At 39.8% G+C, this 21536-nt stretch carries 19 protein-coding genes; 6 read left to right on the top strand and 13 right to left on the bottom strand.

From position 1 onward, the window contains the following. Positions 1-30: 30 nt before the first annotated feature. The 5 genes from J1G40_RS06910 to J1G40_RS06885 all read right to left on the bottom strand — a co-directional run bounded on the left by J1G40_RS06910 (position 31) and on the right by J1G40_RS06885 (position 5749). Positions 31-1455, bottom strand: a complete 1425-nt coding sequence (locus J1G40_RS06910; RefSeq protein ID WP_265241875.1) for a CCA tRNA nucleotidyltransferase — start codon at positions 1453-1455, stop codon at positions 31-33. Positions 1456-1507: 52 nt separating this feature from the next. Next, positions 1508-2068, bottom strand: coding sequence for an L-threonylcarbamoyladenylate synthase (locus J1G40_RS06905; protein ID WP_265241966.1), 561 nt, complete (start codon positions 2066-2068; stop codon positions 1508-1510). Positions 2069-2224: 156 nt separating this feature from the next. Continuing rightward, positions 2225-3028, bottom strand: coding sequence for a glycosyltransferase family 2 protein (locus J1G40_RS06900; RefSeq protein ID WP_265241874.1), 804 nt, complete (start codon positions 3026-3028; stop codon positions 2225-2227). A 196-nt stretch (positions 3029-3224) separates the two neighbouring features. After that, complete coding sequence (locus J1G40_RS18315) at positions 3225-5066, bottom strand: CDP-glycerol glycerophosphotransferase family protein (RefSeq protein ID WP_321160194.1); 1842 nt, start codon at positions 5064-5066, stop codon at positions 3225-3227. Continuing rightward, positions 5063-5749 (bottom strand): phosphocholine cytidylyltransferase family protein, encoded by a 687-nt coding sequence (locus J1G40_RS06885; RefSeq protein ID WP_265241873.1) that lies wholly within the window; start codon positions 5747-5749, stop codon positions 5063-5065. The genes J1G40_RS18315 and J1G40_RS06885 overlap by 4 nt, the downstream gene beginning before the upstream one ends. Positions 5750-5921: 172 nt before the next feature. On the opposite strand from J1G40_RS06885, the gene J1G40_RS06880 reads away from it, so the two are divergent. Beyond that, positions 5922-6581 (top strand): adenylyltransferase/cytidyltransferase family protein, encoded by a 660-nt coding sequence (locus tag J1G40_RS06880; protein WP_265241872.1) that lies wholly within the window; start codon positions 5922-5924, stop codon positions 6579-6581. A gap of 7 nt (positions 6582-6588) precedes the next feature. Here the strand turns inward: J1G40_RS06880 and J1G40_RS06875 are convergent, their stop codons facing one another. Beyond that, positions 6589-7173: a LicD family protein gene (locus J1G40_RS06875; protein WP_265241871.1), complete on the bottom strand. Its 585-nt coding sequence runs from the start codon at positions 7171-7173 to the stop codon at positions 6589-6591. A gap of 11 nt (positions 7174-7184) precedes the next feature. After that, positions 7185-8000: a 2,3,4,5-tetrahydropyridine-2,6-dicarboxylate N-succinyltransferase gene (locus tag J1G40_RS06870; protein WP_265241870.1), complete on the bottom strand. Its 816-nt coding sequence runs from the start codon at positions 7998-8000 to the stop codon at positions 7185-7187. Positions 8001-8102: 102 nt separating this feature from the next. Here J1G40_RS06870 and ruvX point away from each other — a divergent pair, with 102 nt between their 5' ends. The 4 genes from ruvX to J1G40_RS06850 all read left to right on the top strand — a co-directional run bounded on the left by ruvX (position 8103) and on the right by J1G40_RS06850 (position 13147). After that, complete coding sequence (gene ruvX / locus J1G40_RS06865; protein ID WP_265241869.1) at positions 8103-8516, top strand: Holliday junction resolvase RuvX; 414 nt, start codon at positions 8103-8105, stop codon at positions 8514-8516. Position 8517: 1 nt separating this feature from the next. Continuing rightward, the gene (gene def / locus J1G40_RS06860; protein WP_265241868.1) at positions 8518-9108 is read left to right on the top strand and encodes a peptide deformylase; all 591 of its coding nucleotides are present in this window, start codon (positions 8518-8520) and stop codon (positions 9106-9108) included. Between the two features lie 82 nt (positions 9109-9190). After that, the gene (locus J1G40_RS06855; protein WP_265241867.1) at positions 9191-9616 is read left to right on the top strand and encodes a DUF5606 domain-containing protein; all 426 of its coding nucleotides are present in this window, start codon (positions 9191-9193) and stop codon (positions 9614-9616) included. Between the two features lie 123 nt (positions 9617-9739). Further along, positions 9740-13147: an amidohydrolase family protein gene (locus J1G40_RS06850; RefSeq protein WP_265241866.1), complete on the top strand. Its 3408-nt coding sequence runs from the start codon at positions 9740-9742 to the stop codon at positions 13145-13147. A 134-nt stretch (positions 13148-13281) separates the two neighbouring features. On the opposite strand, the gene J1G40_RS06845 is transcribed toward J1G40_RS06850, so the two are convergent. The 6 genes from J1G40_RS06845 to J1G40_RS06820 form a co-directional block, all read right to left on the bottom strand. Next, on the bottom strand, positions 13282-14913 hold the full coding sequence (locus J1G40_RS06845) for a beta-N-acetylhexosaminidase (RefSeq protein WP_265241865.1): 1632 nt from the start codon (positions 14911-14913) through the stop codon (positions 13282-13284). A 24-nt stretch (positions 14914-14937) separates the two neighbouring features. Then, a complete protein-coding gene (locus J1G40_RS06840) occupies positions 14938-15582 on the bottom strand; it encodes a GDSL-type esterase/lipase family protein (protein ID WP_265241864.1) in 645 nt (214 codons plus the stop codon). Between the two features lie 82 nt (positions 15583-15664). Continuing rightward, complete coding sequence (locus J1G40_RS06835) at positions 15665-16552, bottom strand: alpha/beta hydrolase (RefSeq protein ID WP_265241863.1); 888 nt, start codon at positions 16550-16552, stop codon at positions 15665-15667. 16 nt (positions 16553-16568) lie between these two features. Continuing rightward, positions 16569-17174 (bottom strand): carboxymuconolactone decarboxylase family protein, encoded by a 606-nt coding sequence (locus tag J1G40_RS06830; RefSeq protein WP_265241862.1) that lies wholly within the window; start codon positions 17172-17174, stop codon positions 16569-16571. A gap of 17 nt (positions 17175-17191) precedes the next feature. Further along, entirely contained in the window at positions 17192-18430 is a 1239-nt protein-coding gene (locus J1G40_RS06825; RefSeq protein ID WP_265241861.1) for a serine hydrolase domain-containing protein, read from the bottom strand. A 27-nt stretch (positions 18431-18457) separates the two neighbouring features. Further along, positions 18458-19195 (bottom strand): phytanoyl-CoA dioxygenase family protein, encoded by a 738-nt coding sequence (locus tag J1G40_RS06820; RefSeq protein ID WP_265241860.1) that lies wholly within the window; start codon positions 19193-19195, stop codon positions 18458-18460. Positions 19196-19353: 158 nt separating this feature from the next. On the opposite strand from J1G40_RS06820, the gene J1G40_RS06815 reads away from it, so the two are divergent. Continuing rightward, entirely contained in the window at positions 19354-21534 is a 2181-nt protein-coding gene (locus J1G40_RS06815; RefSeq protein WP_265241859.1) for a carbohydrate binding family 9 domain-containing protein, read from the top strand. The last annotated feature ends 2 nt before the right edge of the window (positions 21535-21536 follow it).

Here is a 21536-nt window from a genome sequence, read left to right as displayed (position 1 = left end):
CTGGAACGACTTAATAACGATTTAAATGGTTTATTTTGGAAGCAGACCACTCTCCTTTGCCTTTTTGAGCATATACTTTTTTGCAGCCTCGTATTCATTGGGTATTTCTCCTTCCAGGATAGCCTCTTTAATAGCTTCTTTGATTATTCCTATTTCCCTGGAAGGTTTCAGGTTAAATGTGGCCATAATTTCTTCTCCTGAGATAGGCGGTTGGAAATTACGGATATGATCCCTTTCCTCTACCTCTATAATTTTCTGTCTTACCAGTTTAAAGTTGTTCTTATACTTTCTTTGTTTCCTGGGGTTTTTAGTTGTGATATCGGCTTCACATAAGGTCATAAGATCGTCTACATGATCCCCTGCATCAAAAACAAGACGGCGAACTGCCGAATCTGTGGCATAATCTTCAGAAAGAACAATAGGCCTGGAACTCATCAACACCATTTTTTGAACGAATTTCATCTTGTCGTTTAACGGCATTTTTAATCTCTTAAAAATGGTGTAAACCATTTTAGCCCCAACAAATTCATGGGCATGAAATGTCCAACCAAGTTTCTTGTCGAAACGCTTGGTAGGAGCTTTACCTATATCATGCAAAAGGGCGGCCCATCGCAACCATAGATTATCTGTAGTTTTAGCAATATTGTCAACAACTTCCAAAGTGTGCCAGAAGTTATCTTTATGCTTTTGCCCTTCAACCTCCTCAATACCCTGCAGTGCAACAAGTTCTGGCAGTATATAGGACAATAATTGGGTTTTATGGAGCAGTGCCAAACCTTTTGAAGGTTTTTTCGCTGCCATAATTTTATGTAATTCGTCTACAATACGTTCTCTGGATACAATTTTAATACGCTTTTTATGCGAAGTAATGGCCTTTAGAGATTCAGGATGAATCGTGAAATCTAACTGAGCGGCGAATCTAATGGCACGCATCATTCTCAAGGGATCATCAGAATATGTAATTCCCGGAGCCAATGGGGTCCTTATCAATTGGTTTTCCAGATCTTCAAGGCCATTAAAAGGATCTATCAGCGTCCCGTAGTCCTTCTTATTTAATGAAATAGCCAATGCATTTATAGTGAAATCTCGCCTGTTCTGATCTTCCTGCAGGGTACCATTTTCTACTACGGGTTTTCTGCTATCCCGGTAGTAGCTTTCTTTACGGGCTCCAACAAATTCTATTTCAAGTTCTTTCAACTTTATCATGGCGGTTCCAAAGTTCTTAAATACGGCCACCTCTGGTTTTCCCGGTAATTTTGAAGCAACTTTTTTAGCCAGTTCAATGCCACTGCCGATGGCCACAATATCAATGTCTTTTGGAGTGCCTCTTTTTAAAAGATAGTCGCGCACAAAGCCTCCTATTACATAACAATCTACAGCAAGTGCTGCTGCCGAGTCTGCTATAAGCTCAAAGACAGGGTTTGATAGTGCGGCTATGTGCTTTTGAGATGTCATGATAGTGCTGTAGTACTTTTAGGATGTTGGCCTCTAAAACCTGTTCTTGAGATTATTTTCGGATAACTTTTATAACTCCATCATTACCTAATTTAATAATGGTCGAGGCGCTTTTCTTTTCTTTATCGTGATCCAAATTTACTACATAGTCAACTCCTTTTAAAATATCATCTGTTATTTCCTTAAATGTGGAGGGTGTTGCTTGCCCGGCAATATTCGCGGAGGTAGAAACCAGGGGTTTTTTAAACGCTTTAATCAGGTATTGGCAAAATTTATCTGAAGCTACTCTTATGGCCAGAGAATTATCCTCAGCAATAAGATTTTTGGCAATACCTTTAGGGGCATCATAAATTATTGTGGTGGGCCGGGTAGAAAGATCTATTATATCATAGGCCAAGTCAGGGACCTGTTCTACATGTTGTTCCAGCATATAATCATCTGAAACCAGGCAGATCAGAGCTTTTTCAGAGGCTCTTTTCTTTAATGCATAGACTTTTTCGATAGCAACAGCATTGGTAGCATCACAACCAATTCCCCAAACTGTATCTGTAGGGTACAGTATTATTCCACCCTGTTCCAGTACCGCTAAGGTTTTTTTAATTTCTTCCTGCATGCCCATGTGCTATGAAAGTTATATTGATTTTACAGCATTACATAATGGCTGAAGACATAAGAGATCGTAGCGACCGCATAGCCAGCACTTGCAAAATTAAGATATTCCAGTCTTAACTTAAATAAAAGAGGATTTTATAAATAAGGGAGATGCTCCTTATTTGGTGTATGAAGTTATTAGATATGGAGCCAGCTTTTGTCTTTTCTCCAATCGTCTTAACTCCTTAAATCTTTCAATTTCGCCTAAAGCTCCCAAGTAGCAGATAATTACACCCTTTTTACCGTCTAAAACTCCCAACCTGAATAGGTAATTAAAGAGAAATTTCCATGAAGGTTTAATTATAAGATGTAGATAGGTGAATCTTTTTTCTTTATTGAAGGCTTCTTTGGCTTTTAGTCTGCCATATTGAAGCATCTTATTTTTGTAGTTGTTGTAATTTTTGTAACAATAGTGTACCAAGGTCTCTTTTAATATTCCAGACCTGCCATTCACATGAAGTGTTTCATGAACAATTCTGTCTTTAGAGAAAGCGACTTTATCTTTCCTAAATAAACGATAATTCTTATCGGTTTGCCATCCACTGAAGTACAAACGCTGTTTTTGAAACATGAATTTTCGGTAAAACCAGAATGCCGCGTAGTCTCTATCTGTTTTGACTGTGGCTATAATTTCATTCTGTAATTTCTTTGGTACCACCTCATCGGCATCGAGGAACAGGATCCAATTATTGGTGGCCTTTTCCAAGGCAAACGACTTCTGAGTTGTAAAATCCTTAAACGGGTTTTGAATTACCTTAACCTTGGGATGGTTTAATAAATATTCATAAGTGCCATCCGTGCTATACGAGTCTACAACGATAATTTCGTCGGCAAAGGAAACAGATTCCAGGCAACGTTCTATATACCCAATTTCATTGTAGGTTATAATTAAGGCGGAGATTTTTCTATTAATTTCTCTCATTTGGGGTAATGGATTATATAAATGATAACAAAGAAAATAGAGAAATAGTATACAAAGAGTGAAAATTCCTACAAAAAATACATCACAAATAGCTGAAGTTGATCAGCGTACCGTTTATCGATACGGCCCTATTTATTGTCCTTTCCGGTAGATCGGTATCGTCCTATCAAGCCGTATTTTTGGAGAAGCCTGGTTTTCAACTATTAACGGAAGGCATGGAATTTGCTTTTCGGAGTCGTTTTATTTCCTTGTAACGAGAATACACCCCTAAAGCATTAAGATAAGATATGATTAATCCTTTTTTACCGTCCAGAAATCCCAGTCTGAAGAAGAAGTGGTTAACAAATTTGTACAACGGCCTAAATATAAAGTGGTAGATGTTTGGGGTATAATTTTTTTTGATTTCTTCCTGGGCCTTCATTTGACCGTATTTAATCATTTTTCCCTTGTAGTCCTCATAATCTTTATAGGAATAATGTATCAGTTTGTGTTTTAATGTATCAGATTCACCTTGCAGCACCAGAGTTTCATGAACAATTCTGTCTTTAGCAAAGTGCACTTTACTTTTTCTAAACAACCGGTAATTTTTATCACTCTGCCACCCACTAAAGCGAAGTTTACTATTTCTAAACATAAAGGTTCTGTAGAAATAATATGCAACAGCCTTTTTTGAATCTGAATTTACGGTCATTAGGATCTCATTTTTTAAAGGATCGGTCAGGCGCTCATCGGCATCCAGAAAAAGTATCCAATCATTGGTGGCTTGCTCCATGGCAAAGGACTTTTGATCTGTGTAGTTTACAAAGGTCCGGGTTATAAGTTTTACATGCGGATATTCCCTTATTTTTTCTAATGTGCCATCGGTACTAAAAGAATCAACAATGATAATCTCATCAGCAAAACTCACGTTTTCCAACACTTTTTCTATATGCAGTATCTCGTTAAATATAATCAGCACTGCAGAGATCTTAGCTCTTTTTTCACCTTTAAATATATCTTTTACAGGTCTGCCAAAGAGATAGTGAATTTTCATTTTACGGGCCAGCGAAAGTTTCCGGAATTCAGGTACACCTTCCTTGGAGATGTACTCTTTTACTGTTGCTACCATTCTACTCGCAGATTTACCATCATTATACGGATGGAAGTTTTCTACGACAAATGACCTTTGAGCAGCGTAAGGATCATTAATGAGATTGTCCTTTACTTTTTGGGCTAATCCGCTATATTGCTTGCTGTCGTCCCAGTATATTTTTTTAGCAATATTTCTAAAAGAAATTACCGGTTTGTCTAATAACATGAATTCATAAATAACAGAGGAAGTGTCGCTGATAAGAATATCTGCTTGCAATAAGAATTTAACGATATTCTTATCTTCCTTAAAAATGATTCCCGGAACTTCTTTAGCCAGGGTTTTATAGGCATTAATCCATTTGGAATCCATCAGGTCATGGAATTTGATAAAAACCAAATACCCGGTATTTATTGCCAATTCTTTTATTTCTTCCACTAAGTACGGGGCGGAAGTAAGGCTTGGAGAAAAAGTAGGTGCATAAAGGACAATGGTAGCTGTATTATATTGCTCTAGAAGGGCCTTTTTTTCTATTGCAGATTGATCGGCAAGCGCATGATATACATCTAATTTTGGCCAACCGGTTTCTATTACCTCAAAATTCTGATGTTTTTGCTTTAACGCTTTAAATTTATTGGTAAAGTAAGGGCCTTGGGTTAGGTAAAGGTCAAAATAATGCCGTATTCTGAAATGACCGCGCTTCTCACCGGCTAATCCATGAAATATTTGCACTTTAAGACCTCGCAAATAATTTGGAACCTCATTTCCCGGCACAAAAATGACATCGCTCTTAAACAATTGAATGTCTAAAATACTAGAGCTATAATCTTCATTTTTAAACGGGAAATTGGTTATTAGTTTTTTAGAAATATACCAAAGAAACGTATAGTTCTTTTGCCGCAGTTCATCTCGTATTGGGGCAAGAATTCCAAATGCATAGGCATTTTGACAGAACAGTACTACCCTCATTTTTGGAATAAATTATTGGCATCATCGAGATCTTCTTTAAAATCGACTTCTAAACAATCATACTCAGAAATATCTACCGCACTCAATTGGAGACCATCTTTTTCAACAGCCAGCTCCAGCCCACGTTCAAAATAGTCGTCATTATTGCATTCTTCCAAACGTTTTATAAAGCTACCAATGTCATTGGCGGCTATAAAGTTAATTCCAACCGCTTCGCCCAGACCATTTTTAACCGCTTTAGAAAGCTGCTCGACATACCCATTATTTAAAGTATATTTTACTTCTTCTTCGGCAACTTTGCTGGTATTAACTGCAACAAAGGACTTTTGTGCATTGATATAAGGGTTTAGAATAGACAGTAGTCTTTCATCAAAAACAACATCTCCGTTAAGCCATAGAACTGATTTATCCCGATTTTTTTTGAGGGCCTGCAACAAGCTTTTTGAAGTATTAGTTCTATCAAAAAAAGGATTATAGATGTAGGTAAGCTCCGGAAAACGTTCCATGATAAGATCTTTCTTAAAACCAACAACTACGTATATATCATCCAAATTATAATACTTGGTCAGATGTTCCACCTGCATTTTCATAATGCTCTTGCCGTTGGCCAAGGGGGTAAGGGGTTTGGGAAACGGATTGCCCAAGCGGGATCCTATTCCGGCAGCCAGAATAACAATTTTCATATGTTGGTTTTATGGATTGCACTAATATTACCAGGTATTTTTAAAGTAAATAACCGCAAGAATATCACTGCAATTTGGGGTCAAAGTTAATTTTAATTTGCTAACTAATGAAATTGCTCTTTAATATTGAAACTGCTAATCCCCCGACATTTGCTCTCTAATCAGTAATAGAATGCGCTTTTTTGTACCTTTGCGGATTGTATTTAAAGATGTCTCTATGGCCGACAACAATATATTAAGTCTACTAAAACCCTTTGGTAATTGGAAATTTCGGAAGATTGATGAATTCCATTTTGAAGGGCATGCCATAGGTGGGGATTATCATACTGATATACCTGAGATCCTGAAGGTACTTCTGGAAGCATATCCAAAAGGAAGTATTGCATTTAAGATTTTCGATGATGCCCACTTAAGCATTCGTGCCAGGGCCACTAAGGCAAAAAAATACGACAGAATGTATACTTCAGGATGTTTTGATGTATTTCATTATGGTCATCTAAACATTTTAAAAAAGAGTAAAGAATTGTGCGATTATCTGATCGTAGGTGTATCTACAGATGAGCTAATTGAAAAAGAAAAAGGCCTAAGACCTGTTATTCCGTTCGAGGAACGAATGAGGGTACTTCAGGCAATTAAATATGTAGATGAAGTAATTCCGCAAGAAGACAAAAACAAGCAGAACATTGTTGATACTTATCAAATAGATGCTATTTCCGTCGGCGACGATTGGCGTGGGCGATACCCTGAGGTGAGCTGTGCCATGGAATATTTCCCATATACAGCTAGTGTGAGCAGTACAATTCTCAAAAAATCTCTTAAACTAATTAAGTAGAGGCTCCTTAATTAAGGGCCTGATCATCCCTGGAAGTGTCCCAATCTTTTTTAGGTGTTTCCCAATTGCCATAACGATAACTGAGGTACTCATCTGTTAGCTGGGGAATTGAATATTGATCTTCTTTAAATGAGATTTTCTTAAAGGTTTTATAGAATTTTTCGGGAACGGATTTTGTCTTATTATCTATTTCCCAAAACGCAAGACCACTGTGAGCATATTTAACAAATATGTCTAAACATACTTTTCCTTTTATCAATCCAAAAAACGATTTGTTTCGGATCTTAATCATTCGGATAGCACCCTTTTTAAAATATTCAGAACTTTCCTGGAATTTCCTTATGCGAATTCTATACCCTGCATTTTTTAATGAAGCCAATAACAGGTCTAATTTATCTGATTGATCTTCCATTATTGAAATATCAACGTCGTTATCCCAGGGCAAAAGTCGGCCTTCACGTCTAATACCCAGTAGGGTTCCTCCTTCTAACCAATAAGAAATATTACTTTTATCAAATAGGGAAGAAATATTCTTCAGAAGCAATTCTGCCTCAGCCAGGTTCTTTCCTTCAAGTGTAATATCGTACGCCATCAGATTACTTTCTAAACCGCCACATCATATTCCCTTAGGGCGTCATTTAAAGAGGTCTTTTTATTGGTACTCTCTTTTCTTGTTCCTATTATCAATGCACAAGGCACCTGATAGTCTCCTGCAGGGAATTTTTTGGTATAACTTCCCGGAATGACAACCGATCTTGCCGGCACCCATCCTTTATATTCAACAGCTTCATCAGCTGTTACATCTATTATTTTGGTTGAAGCCGTAAGTACTACGTTTGCACCTAGAACTGCTTCCTTCTCTACCCGAACCCCCTCGACGACAATACATCGACTACCAACAAAGGCGTTGTCCTCAATAATTACCGGTGCTGCTTGCAAGGGTTCTAATACTCCTCCAATGCCTACCCCTCCGCTGAGATGCACATTTTTACCAATCTGAGCACAACTACCAACTGTTGCCCAGGTATCTACCATTGTGCCTTCATCCACATAAGCCCCAATATTTACATAACTGGGCATTAAAATGGTTCCTGGGGAAATATAGGCTCCATGACGTGCAACTGCATGAGGTACTACTCTTATGCCTTTTTCTGCATACCCCTTTTTTAATGGAATTTTATCGTGATATTCAAAAATGCCCACCTCAAAAGTTTGCATTTTCTGGATCGGAAAGTAGAGTACTACGGCTTTTTTTACCCATTCGTTGATTTGCCAGCCATCTGGTCCTGGTTCCGCACATCTTAAACTACCCTGATCTATAAGATCTATTACACTTCTTATGGCATTTTGGGTGTTTTCATCTTTTAGCATTTCTCTGTTATCCCAGGCGTATTCTACTATTTCACGTATTTTTTCCATCTGTGAATTCTAATTTTTTGCGAAGATACACCCAAAGCTGTAATAAAGCTTCTAATTTTTAGAGCTATAACAAAATATGGGCTATTTTTGCAAAAAATTAGTTTGGGAAGGATAGTTGCCATAGATTATGGAAGAGTTAGAACGGGTATAGCTGTAACAGATGAGATGCAATTAATTGCATCTGGATTAACAACCGTTGCTACAGCTGATTTAATCTCTTTTTTAAAGCAATATGTCCGGGAAGAAAAGGTGGTGAAATGGGTGGTTGGAGCACCGAAGCAGATGGATAATACGCCTTCTGAATCAGAATCACTGATTGAAGGGTTTATTAAAAAACTAAAATCTTCTTTTCCGGATATAGACCTGGAACGGGAAGATGAACGCTTTACCTCGAAAATGGCAGTACAGAGTATGGTTGCCGGGGGACTTTCAAAAAAGCAACGAAGAAATAAAGCCCTGATCGATGAAATAAGCGCCACACTAATCCTTCAATCCTATTTAAACAGAAGTAATTAAAATGATTTTACCAATATTAGCATATGGAGATCCTGTTCTAAGGAAAAAGGCATCGGAAATCCAGAAAGATTATCCAAATTTGAAAGAATTGGTGGCAAATATGTTTGAAACCATGTATAAGGCCAGTGGTGTTGGTTTGGCGGCTCCTCAAGTTGGTGTACCCATACGATTATTCGTAATAGATGCAACGCCTTTTGCAGATGATGAAGAGCTATCACCCGAGGAACAGAAAGTGTTGGAAGGGTTTAAAAAGGTATTTATAAATGCTAAAATGGAAGATGAAAGTGGCAAAAGTTGGCTATTTAATGAAGGCTGTTTAAGTATACCAGATATCCGTGAAGATGTAAGCAGAAAGGATACTATAAAAATTACTTATCTCGACGAAAATTTTAAGTCCCAAACAGAGCAGTATGACGGTCTTTTAGCCAGGGTAATTCAACACGAATACGACCATCTGGAAGGGATATTATTTACAGATAAGCTTTCATCGTTAAAGAAACGCCTATTAAAAGGGAAACTTTCAAATATTTCGAAAGGAAAAATCAATGTGGATTACAGGATGCGTTTCCCGGACATGAAAAAAGCAAGGTAGCTCAGAGGATAGCGGTAGATGTATTAAAAAGATGATCATCCGACATTACATAGTTAATTTCAATTAAATTTTAGAATATTAGATGGGTTTAGATAAAATATTGTCTATTGGCGGGAGGCCAGGACTTTTTAAATTATTGACACAGACCAGAACAGGTTTTGTAGCTGAATCTCTTTTAGATAAAAGGAGAGTCTCTGTTGGGATGTCTAGTAATGTGAGTGTACTATCGGAAATAGCGATCTATACCTTAGATGAAGAACTTCCGTTGAGGGAAGTTTTTCAAAAAATTCAGACCAAAGAGAAGGGAGGCAGAACTGCCATAGGACACAAGGAGGACAAACTCAAACTAGAGGAATATTTCTTTGAGATTCTTCCTAATTATGACGAAGATCGCGTATATCCCAGCGATATTAAAAAAGTAATTCAATGGTACAATATTCTGAACGACCATGGTATTACCAATTTTACAGAAGATGCTACGGATAATGAAGACTCCGAAGAGGAGTAATATTGCTTAGCATTTCCGCCTATTTCTGATGTCTGGCATTTCCCTAAATGCCGGACTTTTTTTTGATTGCTTCACAATTTTATTGGTTATATTTAGCGACTTTAATTTTAATTGAAATATCCAATGAATAGATTTTATCGAACCATTTTTTTTGCAATTGGCTTCCTGTTTATCTCCTTTGTTTATGGACAGGATACCACCAAGGAAATAGACAGTACTAAAAAGGCAACCAAGGAACTTCCATTAGAACCAGAGCGGACAATTTCTTTTTCCACCACCAAGGGCACGTGGATATCTTTAGATGTAAGTCCGGACGGCCAGCAAATTGTTTTTGATTTAATGGGTGATATTTATTCTATCCCAATAAACGGTGGCAAGGCAACTCAAATTACCAGTGGTTTGGCGTATGATGTACATCCGCGCTACAGTCCGGATGGAAAATCGATTGTTTTCATCTCCGATAAAAGTGGTTCAGACAATATCTGGACGCTGGATTTAGCCTCTAAGGAGGATAAACAAATTACAAAAGATAAAAAGCACAATTTCTTTTCTGCTGAATGGACTACCGACGGGGAGTATATCGTGGGTTGTAAAGGTAGGCGAAATATTAAAATGCACATCTATCACAAAGATGGGGGTGCCGGTAGTCAGCTTTTCTCCGAACCTAAAAATGTCAAGGCTATAGACCCTGCATTTGGATCGGATGGTAAACTCCTGTACTTCTCCAGAAGAACCAATGCATGGAATTATAATGCTCAATTGCCACAATACCAAATCGGCACCTATGATATGGAAGATAGTGATATGGCAGTTATCACTTCCAGATATGGCTCCGCATTTACCCCCACATTGTCTTCTGATGGGCTTTGGATGGTTTATGGCACGCGTTTCGAAGAAGAGACCGGATTGGTGCTTCGCAATCTTAAAACCGGAAAAGAAAAATGGCTGGCATATCCGGTGCAGCGCGATGAGCAGGAATCTATTGCACCCTTGGGGGTATTACCCGCAATGTCTTTTACACCAGACAATAAGAATTTAATCGCTTCATATGGGGGCAAGATGTATAGCATATCAATAGCAGATAATACTGCCACTGAAATACCATTCGAGGTTGATGTAACGCTGGAAATGGGTCCCAGACTCAAATTTGAGTATCCAATAGAAGATACTGAAGAAGCCCTGGTAACCCAGATTAGAGATGCTAAACCCTCACCTGACGGTTCTCAACTTGCATTTACCGCTTTAAACCGCCTGTATATTATGGATTTACCCAATGGCACTCCAAGGCGATTAACAACTAACGACTTTACAGAAGCCCAACCTGCATGGTCGCCTGACGGGAAATTCCTTGTGTATACCAGCTGGAAGAACGGAGGGGGTCATTTGTATAAAATCAATACAGAAGGGCGCCCGAGAGCAGTGCAATTAACCAGGGAAGTCGGGATTTACACAAATCCGGAGTGGTCTTATAAAAGCAATAGAATAGCGTTCCACAGAGGCACTGCACAAGTCTATGAAAATTCTATCGGGCCCCGGGCCGGTAGAGGACAGGAAGACCTGGTCTGGATTGCCACTGAAGGGGGTAAAATTAATTATATAGACAAAACAAAAGGCAGGCAGTTTCCGCATTTTACCAAAGTAGATGACAGGATCTATCTCAGTAATGGACAAAAAGGGCTGGTATCTATCCGATGGGATGGCACAGATGAGAAAGTTCATTTAAAATTAAAGGGAATCGAAACTTATGGTTCTCAGGATATTTTTGGCGAAGATCATTTTGATAGCAGTAAAAACACGTATTTACCAGCGGCCGATAGTGGTCAGGAACCCAATGATAAATCTTCCAGACCTTCCGAAATACGCATTTCCCCTGACGGTAAAACGGCTTTAGCACAAATTAATAACGATATGTTTACGGTGGTTATTCCCAGATATGGTAAGACCCCGACAATATCTGTTGCAAAGCCAGACAATGCTTCATTTCCGGCCATGAAGCTCACTGTAATGGGCGGAGAATTCCCGGCATGGTCTTCAGACAGCAAAAAGGTGCACTGGTCTTTAGGTGCTAGCCATTTCCGTTATGACCTACAGGCAGGAAAGCAATTTAAAGATAGTTTGGCCGAGGCTAAGAAAAAAGAAAAAGAACTCAAGGAAACTGAAGTTAAAAAAGACAGTACTAAAACCGAGGACAAGAAAGACGAGGATAAAAAGGATCCTAAATTTGAAGCTGAAGAGTTTAAGATTAAAGTGGCCTATAAAAGAGATATTCCAAAAGGGACACTATTGTTAAAGGGAGGACGCATCATTAGTATGAAAGGAGATGAGGTTATCGAAAATGGAGATATCCTTGTTGAGAACAATAGGATTAAGGCTGTGGGTCCGAGTGGTAGTTTATCTGTACCGGAGGGTACAACCACACTTGATATGTCTGGTAAAACGCTTACCCCCGGGTTTATTGATACCCATGCCCATATGTGGCCCAGTTGGGGAGTTCATAAAAACCAGGTTTGGATGTATTCTGCAAATCTGGCTTATGGAGTTACCACTACAAGAGACCCGCAAACAGCCACAACAGATGTCCTTACCTATTCCGATATGGTCCAGGCAGGAATATTGCATGGCCCTAGGGTGTACAGTACCGGTCCTGGGGTAGGATTCTGGAGATATAAAATAGAAAGTCTGGATCATGCAAAAGAAGTTTTAAAACAATACAGTGAGTATTACAATACCAAGAGCATTAAAATGTACTTGGTTGGGAATCGTCAGCAAAGACAATGGATTATAATGGCGGCAAAAGAATTAAAGCTAATGCCAACCACCGAAGGCGGTCTGGATTTTAAATTGAATATGACCCAACTTCTTGATGGTTATCCCGGACATGAGCACTCTCTGCCAATATATCCTATTTATGAAGATGTGGTAAAGTCTATAGCAGATTCCAAAATGGCGGTAACCCCAACCTTATTGGTGTCGTACGGAGGGCCATGGGCCGAAAACTATTACTATGCCAGAGAGGATGTTTGGGGAGATAAGAAGATCCAATATTTTACACCTTATCAGGAGCTAGCTCAAAAATCGCGCAGAAGGCCGGGTTGGTTTATGGACGAAGAGCATGTTTTTAAAAAACATGCGGAGTTTATGAAAGATTTGGTAGCTGCCGATGGTATTGCCGGGGTAGGGAGCCATGGACAACTGCAGGGACTAGGATACCATTGGGAACTCTGGTCTGTAGCAAGTGCTGATATGGACAACCATGATGCCCTGAAGGTGGCCACTATTCATGGAGCTACAGCATTGGGCCTTGAAGGAGATTTGGGGACTCTGGAAGCAGGTAAGCTTGCGGACATAGTAATTCTTGATAAAAATCCTCTGGATAATCTGAGAAACACCAATACACTAACCCACGTTATAAAGAATGGGCGGGTGTATAAGGCAGATACCTTAGATGAGGTATGGCCAAAGGAGCAAAAAGCTGAACCCTTTAATTGGCAGACCAAAAAGCCTGAAGGAGTTCCTGGAATTAGGAAGTAAACATTAAAATAAGAAGCAGAACAAAAAATAGGGCCAGCTATCAGCTGGCCCTATTTTTTATGGTAAATCTATTAAACCCCTTAATCTACTATGTAATTCACCATTTATTCCAGTAGAAAATGTAGTTTGGGAGTTTAGTCTTTGGAGATCTCCTTATAGCTATATTTACTTTCTTTCCAATCTATTTTAGGGGAGGCGTAATACTTAACGTCCATTCTATCCAGGAAAGGTGCCTGGTTGGCAAGGCGTACTTTAAAATTGTCCCAATTTCTATTTTCTTCTGTGCTCCAACTCAGTTCGGAATATCCAATCATCCTCGGAAATGCCAGGTACTCCAGTTCATCTATATTGCTAATAGTCTCCGACCATAAGGGGGCTTCAACTCCAAGAATACTTTCTTGGGGAACTCCTTTGGCGAAACTCTCGGGCGTCCAGATATATGCCGTATCCACAGGGATATAGGCGGCCCAATGCAGCCCGAATTTAGAGAGCGTATCGTACTCCATATCCAAATAGGCCTTTGTAGCCGGTGAAAGAATTACCTTCATACCCTTTTCCACAGCTTTATTAGCATTCTCTTCGCTATTCCAGAAATGCACCACAGAAGAGCCATCAAGATTAGCCTGCGCCACTTCGTCCCAACCTATCATTCGTTTGCCATATTTTTGAACAATCTTTTCAACTTTTTGCACAAAATAGATGTAGTCGTTTTTCTTGGTGACATGGCTCTCATCACCTCCAATATGAAAATATGGACCAGGGGTAATTTCGGAGATTTCTCTTACTACGTCATCAATAAATGCATACACCGTATCTTTTCTGGTATCAAAAGTGCTGAAACCTACATGTGTGCCCTCATACAATTCCGGGGTTTTGCCGTTGCCATTTAAAATTGGGTAAGACACGGAGGCCGCGTTGGTATGCCCAGGCATGTCTACCTCCGGGATGATGGTCATATAATGCTTTGCGGCATAGGCCACAATATCTTTATAATCTTCCTGGGTGTAAAAACCACCGGATTCACCACCTACTTCAGTGCTCCCTCCAATTTCTGTTAATTTAGGCCACGATTTAATTTCAATACGCCATCCCTGATCGTCGGTAAGATGAAGGTGAAGGACATTAATCTTATAGTAAGCCAGAAGGTCTATGTATTTCTTAACATCCTCTACGCTAAAGAAATGCCTTGCAACATCTAACATGGACGCTCTGTATTCAAAATTGGGATTATCAGAAATTTTCCCTGTTGGGATAGGCCAGATAGGTTGTTCCGCAAGCGTATCATTACTTACTTCAGGAATGATCTGCCTTAAAGTCTGAATGCCGCGGAAGGCGCCTTCTGAAGATCTGGCGTTGAGTATTATAGAATCTTTGGTAATATACAATTGATATCCCTCGGAACCAGCTACCTCTGTACTATCTGTTTTATTAATATATATTACCCGGTCTACGGTACCAGCGTCACTTTGGTTTACAGGCAAATTAAGGCCCGTCTTCCCCTGAATTTTGTCCGAGAGAAATTCCGCTACTTCATTAAATCCTGATTCGCTTTGCGATGTGTAGATAGCGGTGAACTGATCCAATCCAAATGCGGAATTAGTCGGAATGATCTTTGTAGGTTTTGGGATCATATTTTCCATAGCCAGATCCGTGGCCGGAAAATTAATTACCTGCTTCTTTTCGCCCGTACAGGAACTGATAGTTAATACCATTGCAAAAAGAATAATCCAGGCCCCTTGCTTGTTGATTAAAAAATGATTCTTCATTGTTTAGATTTGAAATTATACCTATTAATTCATGTATTGTTTTATTACCGAGTACCACAACTCATATCCCTTCTGGTTCATGTGCAGTCCGTCTTCTACAAATATGTCTTCACGAACTTTTCTACCGCTCAGCATTATGTCCCATATGTTGGCATATTCAAGGGAGCTATCGTGTTTTGCCAGCCGTTTAAATTTCCGATTTAACTTTCTGTATTTTCGTCTCAGATGCCAGCGTGCCATGCTGGGCTTTGCCGAGATGAGTATTATTTTGGCGTCTGAATACTGCGCTCTAATTTTATCGATGATCTCCTGCATTACAAGCTGTATCTGGCGTGGTCTTTTTTTAAATGAAATATCATTGTCTCCTTCATAGATAAATACCCTGTCTGGTTCAAATTGCAATACTAACTCGTCTATATAGGCAAGTAGGTCTGACGCCTGGGATCCTCCGAAACCAGTATTTACAATCTGGTGATCAAGGAAAACATCCTGAAGATTGTTCCAGACACGAATACTGGAACTTCCTGTAAAAACTACAGTTTCCTGAGAACTGTCCCCAATGCTTTTGTATTTATTTTGGATTTGTGCGACTTCCTCTTTAAATCTAAGTGGGTCTTGCGCATTAGAAGTAAAGGCAATAAATAAGATAAATAGTGTAATCCGTTTCAAATCAAAAAAAATTAAAGCCGAAGATACACGGATTGCCCGAACCGATCAAATTATTTTCAACGGATAACAATATCAAAGGTCCTTATAAGCCTCCTTCAGGGATGACAATGCCTTCGGCTAGAGCCCATTCATGAAAGCGTGCAATCCAATGGTCTGAAGGTAAGCCCTGCTTCTTCATCCCATATCCATGACCTCCTTTAGCGTACATGTGTAAACCTGTAGACTTACCTGCTTTTAACCAGCTGGAATATAAATTAACACTATGGGCAGCGAGTCCCAGAGGGTCATCAGAAGAACAAATTGCAAGCATAGGTGGCGCGTCTTCAGGTACCTGATAAGGACCTAGAACAGTCATCCAGGGATATACGGGAACTATAAAATCTGGCCTGTTTTCTTTTGTGTAATTAAAAGCTACCCCCATGGTTACTGCTCCCCCAGCAGAAAAGCCCATAAAACCAATTTTATCGGGTGCAATACCAAACTGGTCCGCATTAGCACGCACATATGCAATAGATGCGAGCCCGTCCGATATAGACAATGGTAGTACCGGGGCAACTTTCATTTCAATGCCCTGTGGGTTGTTAGTTCCCAATTCCGAAATTTCTTTTACACCATCTTCCCCGGTTGGGACTAATCTGTATTTAAGCACAAAAGCGGTAATTCCTTTCTCATTAAGCCATTTGGCAACATCTGTCCCTTCACTTTTTATACTAAGTGCAAAAAGCCCTCCTCCTGGAGCCACTATTACGGAGGTCCCATTGGCTTTGTTGTTTGCTGGCTTAAATACCTGGATTGTAGGGATAGATACATTGGTAACGACCTCATTCTGCCATATTTGTGAATAATACTCTTTTTCCCCACCTTCCCAGCTGACATCTTCGTCTTCTTCAAAAGGTAAATTGATAACCTGCTGAGAGAAACCCTGTAATGCAAATCCCAGTAATAATAATGTAGTTAATAATGATTTCATTTTATTCCAATCTAAATTAATGATGATTCCAATTCCGCGGATCTTCGCCGTCTTTTGGTGATAGCCCTAAAATATCACCTTTTACCGAAACCCCCAAACCCAGGACAGTGCGGTTTACATAATTAAAATAGCTGCTGACCTGATTAATTTCCAGTATTTGGCCTTCTGTGAATCCGGCATTTTTGAGTTCTATTATATTTTCTTCCAATACATTTACCGTATTTATGGTAAGATCTTTAGCATAGATTAATCCGCTTAAATATTTTTTATTAAAGAAAGAGGATAAGTTCTCATTTTTAATTGCACTGATTATCGCGTTGTATTTCTCAGCATCGTTCAAGAGCCTTCTCAGGCCTTCGGAATGATGCAATACACAATATTCACATGCATTAAGCAGACTTACATAAATACCTATTGCTTCCAGATACCACTTGGGCAATGTGTTATTGCTATTATGCAAAACACTTTTGTATAGCGTCATATGGCCAATTAGGGTATGTGGTCTTAAACTATGAATGCTCAGTACATTATCAACAGTTTTATCCGGCCCTGCCACACGGTCATAAATACGCTTTAAATTTTTGTCGGCTTTGGTATATGAAATGGTTTTAATCCAGGCCATGCTATTTCTATTTTAGCCTAGTCTGTTATCGTTTGATAGATGTACTGTCTCATTTTATTACTATAGTAGTTGCTATAGGGTTGAAGCTGGGTCATAAGAATGGCAATCAGTTCTTCTTCCGGATCAATAAAGAAGTAGGTACAATAAGCGCCACCCCAGTAATATTGTCCAACCGAACCGGTAGACTTACTTGCCGCAAGGTCAGTGGTTACTCCAAACCCAAGCCCGAATCCCTGGCCGGGCGCCTGATACAATCCACCTACATGATTTTGGGTCATTAGTTCTACTGTCTTTGTGCTCAGCAATTGTTGCCCGTTGGCACTGCCATTATTAAGTAACATTTGGCAAAATTTCATATAGTCCGAAGCTGTGGAAAAAAGTCCATGTGTACCTCCGAACACCGTTATCCCATCTTTGGGAAGCTGTTGCTCCGAATTTACTAATGCTCCTTCTTCATTAATATTGTGCACAGGTACCCATCTATCCTGATTAGATTTGTCAATATTGTAACCTGTATCATTCATCCCCAGGGGATCAAAAATTCTTTTTTGTAAAAATTCTGCGGTGCTCATACCAGAAAAATGTTCTATCAGTAAAGACAACACATCTGGCGAAGCACTGTAATACCATTGTTCTCCGGGATGCCCAATAAGAGGTAAACTTACCAGGGTGTTTACTCTACTTTCTATATTTTCCTGAGGTTCAAAATACAGGGCCTGAGCAGTTTCACTATCTAGCTTTGTACCGCCAAGGCCATGAGAAAATCCGGCGGTATGCGTAAGCACCTGGTGAATTGTGACTTCCTTGTTGGCCGGTTCTGTAGCCCCGTCTTTGCCCTCATTTACATCCTTGGCCACTTTTAAATCTTTAAATTGAGGCAGATATTTGGAAACCGGATCGGTCAAAAAGAAATGCCCTTCTTCATAGAGCATCATAAAAGCTACCGTAACAATGGGCTTTGTCATAGACATGATATGAAAGATATTATCTTGCCCCATAGGATTTTTATCATCCAGGCTAGAGTAGCCATAGCTGGCTTCATGAACAATTTCTCCTTTCCTGAAAACCAGGGATACCGCTCCGGGGATGCGTCTCTCATCGATTTCCGACTTCAGGAAATTTTCATACCGCTCTAGCCGGTCCTCCGAAATTCCGGCATTAGACGCCTCCAGAGTTGCAGCCATTTGTGACTGCAATAAAGAAAGAGATAAAATAAAAGTAAGGCTTAATAGCAGGGTAATCTTGTTTAGCTTCATATTAGTTCAAATTTTATATTGAGTAAGTTATTTTATATTAATTTTTCGCTCTCCCGTATGGTCTACTCCTTGTAATCGTTCAAGCGCAATCATTTCACCAGGCCTGAAGTTAGTGATAAGTGCTTTACGATGTTGTGAGGTGGTATTCCCCCGACTATAATGTAAAGTGCCTCCCTGATGCAAAACACAGGAACCCGGTTCCAGTTCAATGCATACAGCATTTGCTTCACTGCCTTCGCACTTTAGTGCTCCTTTGTTCCCCGTTTGTGTATGAGTCAATAAAGGTTGCAGATGAGATTTAGGCACATACCACATACAGCCATTCTCTTTAAAAGCCCTGTCTATAGCCACCCAACAACTAACTGCTCTTTTGTCCGGGAGTTCTATCCAATAGGCCGCATCCTGATGCCATGGGGTAATAGTATTGGTATGGGGAGCTTTGTTGATCAACATGTCAAAATCTAAGTCCATATCCTCCCCAAGGAGCCCTTTTGCTATACTCAGTGTTTTTTGATGCAACGGTTTTTCCAGGAGTTCCGGAAATACTTTACTCGGAACCATGATTTGGGTAATTTTCTCTGAATTTGGGTCTGCAGATCCTGAGAGATCAGACCTGTATTTAGAGGCATTAATACTATTGTTCAGAAATCCTTCGTAGACCTCATTGTAATAGTTAACCTCCTCTTGGCTTAGGAGATGATTTATAACCAAATATCCCTCTTCTTTAAAAAAGGATTTCTGGGCCGTACTGAGTTCAAATGACATACGATTATCCTTGAATGTTCCAATTTAGAGATTTTGCAATAGCATTCCTAAAACTAGAGAAAAACTTTAAGTGAAATAGTCCAAAAATTCAAAGAAAAGGGTACATTTAAACAGCAAATCACCAACTGCCCTTCATGTTATTCCGTAAATGCTTTTTTTTGTCTTTGTACAGTTTGGCAATTGTCAGTGCTCTTAGTGCCCAGGACAATACAACCACTACCAATACAAGACCTACTGCCGAAGCAGTAGCTATAACCACAGGCCCAACAATTGACGGAGAGGTTATTAATGACGGAATCTGGCAAGACATAGTGCCCTTTGGCGACCTGACACAGACCCAACCCAATTATGGCCTGGCGGCAACAGAAAAGACAGAAATAAGAATTGCTTATACATCGGATACGTTCTATGTTTCAGTAGTTTGTTATGATGCCGAACCTCAGAATCTGGTGGTTTCGGATGCCCTTAGAGATGCCAATCTTGATAATACGGATGCCTTTATTTTTATTTTGGACACCTATAAGGACGGACAAAACGGTTTTATTTTTGGCACCAATTCTCTGGGTGTGGAATACGATGCACAGGTAGACAATGAAGGCCAGGGTAATTTTAATGTGAACAGGCAACAAGGCGGTACCATCGGAGGCTTTAACCTTAACTGGGATGCCAGTTGGGAGGTGCAGACCCAGGTGGCTGATTTTGGCTGGAGTGCTGAGTTTGCCATACCACTTAGAACGATCAGGTTTCAATCCGGGAAAGACTGGGGAATAAATTTCAGAAGGAACATTAGAAAAAGCAATGAGATTGTATATTGGGCGGCGATGCCCATTGGTTTTAACCTAAACAGACTTTCACTGGCAGGAACACTTACAGGTTTAAAGCTTCGAAGCCCTGGAAACCTTAAAATTATTCCGTATGCCTTAGGTAGGCTCGATACAGATCAGACCCTGGCCGACCCCACAACAGAATTTACGGCCGATGTGGGTGGCGATATCAAATACAGTATCACCCCGAGCTTAACCCTTGATCTTACTTATAATACCGATTTTGCTCAGGTTGAAGTGGATGATCAACAAGTGAACCTGGACAGGTTTAACCTCTTCTTTCCAGAGAAGAGACCTTTCTTTTTGGAGAATGCCGGACTTTTTTCTGTCGGTAGTCCGGGTGAGGTAGATCTGTTTTTTAGCAGACGGATAGGTATTGGAGATTCGGGTAATGTGGTTCCAATTATTGGGGGAGCAAGGCTCTCGGGGAAGCTTAACCGAACCAATGTCGGACTATTGAGCATGTTTACAGATGATGTTCAGGAAGCGGGAATTGAAAAAAACAACTTTACTGTAGCCAGGGTAAATCATGAATTTAAAGGGCGTACAGCACTTGGAGCTGTTCTTGTGAGCAGAACCGGTTTGCAAAGCGATGATGACTACAACAGAACCTACGCCATTGATGGAAAGTTAGGATTGGGAAGAAAGGCAAGAATGTCTGGTTTCTACGCCCGTACAAACGATCCTAATGATACCATTAACGCACATGCCTTTAAATTTCAAACAGATTATGTTTGGAACAATTGGGAAATGCGCGCTGGTTATACCGAGGTAGGACAGGGTTTTAATCCGGAGGTAGGCTTCTTATTCCGTTCTGCATTCAGAAAACCTGAAGGATTGATACTTTATCATTATCGGCCAAAAAATGAGAACTCCAAGATCCTGGAACTCAGACCGCACGTCTCTTATAGGGGATTCTGGAATTTTGACGGATTTAATGAAACCAGTTTTCTGCATATAGATAATCATTGGGAGTTTAAAAGTGGCCTTGAAATACACACGGGGATGAATGTCACTACCGAAGGGGTATTGGATGCCTTTGAAATATCTGATGGGGTAGTGGTGCAGCCTGGCACCTATGATCATACGGAAGGACAGCTCATCTTTTTCACCAACCAGAGTAACCCCATATCCATAAATATTCGTTCGGTAGCAGGTGGCTCTTTTGGAGGGAAACGGTATTTAAATAGCGGTACTTTAAGACTAAGGTCAGGAGACAAATTCAATGCGGCTTTTACATATCAATACAACAAATTTGATCTTCCAGGGGGCGATTTTACCGCAAATATTTTTGGCAGTAAGTTGTCTTATTCTTTTACTCCCCAGATGTACCTGCAGGGGCTGATTCAAAATAACACCGTAGACAAACTATGGGCCGTGAATCTACGTTTTGGCTGGCTTCAAAGAGCCAATACCGGATTGTTTATTGTCTATAATCACAATCTTCAGGATGGTGATCCGCTTAATAACAGCTTTATTATTAAATATTCAAGAATGTTCGATTTGGTGAAATAAGC

Origin of the sequence: Muriicola sp. Z0-33 (assembly GCF_026126425.1) — a bacterium.
Classification (GTDB): domain Bacteria; phylum Bacteroidota; class Bacteroidia; order Flavobacteriales; family Flavobacteriaceae; genus JAFMPW01.
The sequence above is the reverse complement of the archived record's forward strand: the minus strand, read 5'-3'. Positions and strand labels throughout refer to the sequence as shown.

Coding starts and splice junctions, on each gene's coding strand:
- J1G40_RS06910 (WP_265241875.1), bottom strand. CDS start 1,455: ATGACATCTCAAAAGCACATAGCCGCACTATCAAACCCTGTCTTTGAG.
- J1G40_RS06905 (WP_265241966.1), bottom strand. CDS start 2,068: ATGCAGGAAGAAATTAAAAAAACCTTAGCGGTACTGGAACAGGGTGGA.
- J1G40_RS06900 (WP_265241874.1), bottom strand. CDS start 3,028: ATGAGAGAAATTAATAGAAAAATCTCCGCCTTAATTATAACCTACAAT.
- J1G40_RS18315 (WP_321160194.1), bottom strand. CDS start 5,066: ATGAGGGTAGTACTGTTCTGTCAAAATGCCTATGCATTTGGAATTCTT.
- J1G40_RS06885 (WP_265241873.1), bottom strand. CDS start 5,749: ATGAAAATTGTTATTCTGGCTGCCGGAATAGGATCCCGCTTGGGCAAT.
- J1G40_RS06880 (WP_265241872.1), top strand. CDS start 5,922: ATGCGCTTTTTTGTACCTTTGCGGATTGTATTTAAAGATGTCTCTATG.
- J1G40_RS06875 (WP_265241871.1), bottom strand. CDS start 7,173: ATGGCGTACGATATTACACTTGAAGGAAAGAACCTGGCTGAGGCAGAA.
- J1G40_RS06870 (WP_265241870.1), bottom strand. CDS start 8,000: ATGGAAAAAATACGTGAAATAGTAGAATACGCCTGGGATAACAGAGAA.
- def (WP_265241868.1), top strand. CDS start 8,518: ATGATTTTACCAATATTAGCATATGGAGATCCTGTTCTAAGGAAAAAG.
- J1G40_RS06855 (WP_265241867.1), top strand. CDS start 9,191: ATGGGTTTAGATAAAATATTGTCTATTGGCGGGAGGCCAGGACTTTTT.
- J1G40_RS06850 (WP_265241866.1), top strand. CDS start 9,740: ATGAATAGATTTTATCGAACCATTTTTTTTGCAATTGGCTTCCTGTTT.
- J1G40_RS06845 (WP_265241865.1), bottom strand. CDS start 14,913: ATGAAGAATCATTTTTTAATCAACAAGCAAGGGGCCTGGATTATTCTT.
- J1G40_RS06835 (WP_265241863.1), bottom strand. CDS start 16,552: ATGAAATCATTATTAACTACATTATTATTACTGGGATTTGCATTACAG.
- J1G40_RS06830 (WP_265241862.1), bottom strand. CDS start 17,174: ATGGCCTGGATTAAAACCATTTCATATACCAAAGCCGACAAAAATTTA.
- J1G40_RS06825 (WP_265241861.1), bottom strand. CDS start 18,430: ATGAAGCTAAACAAGATTACCCTGCTATTAAGCCTTACTTTTATTTTA.
- J1G40_RS06820 (WP_265241860.1), bottom strand. CDS start 19,195: ATGTCATTTGAACTCAGTACGGCCCAGAAATCCTTTTTTAAAGAAGAG.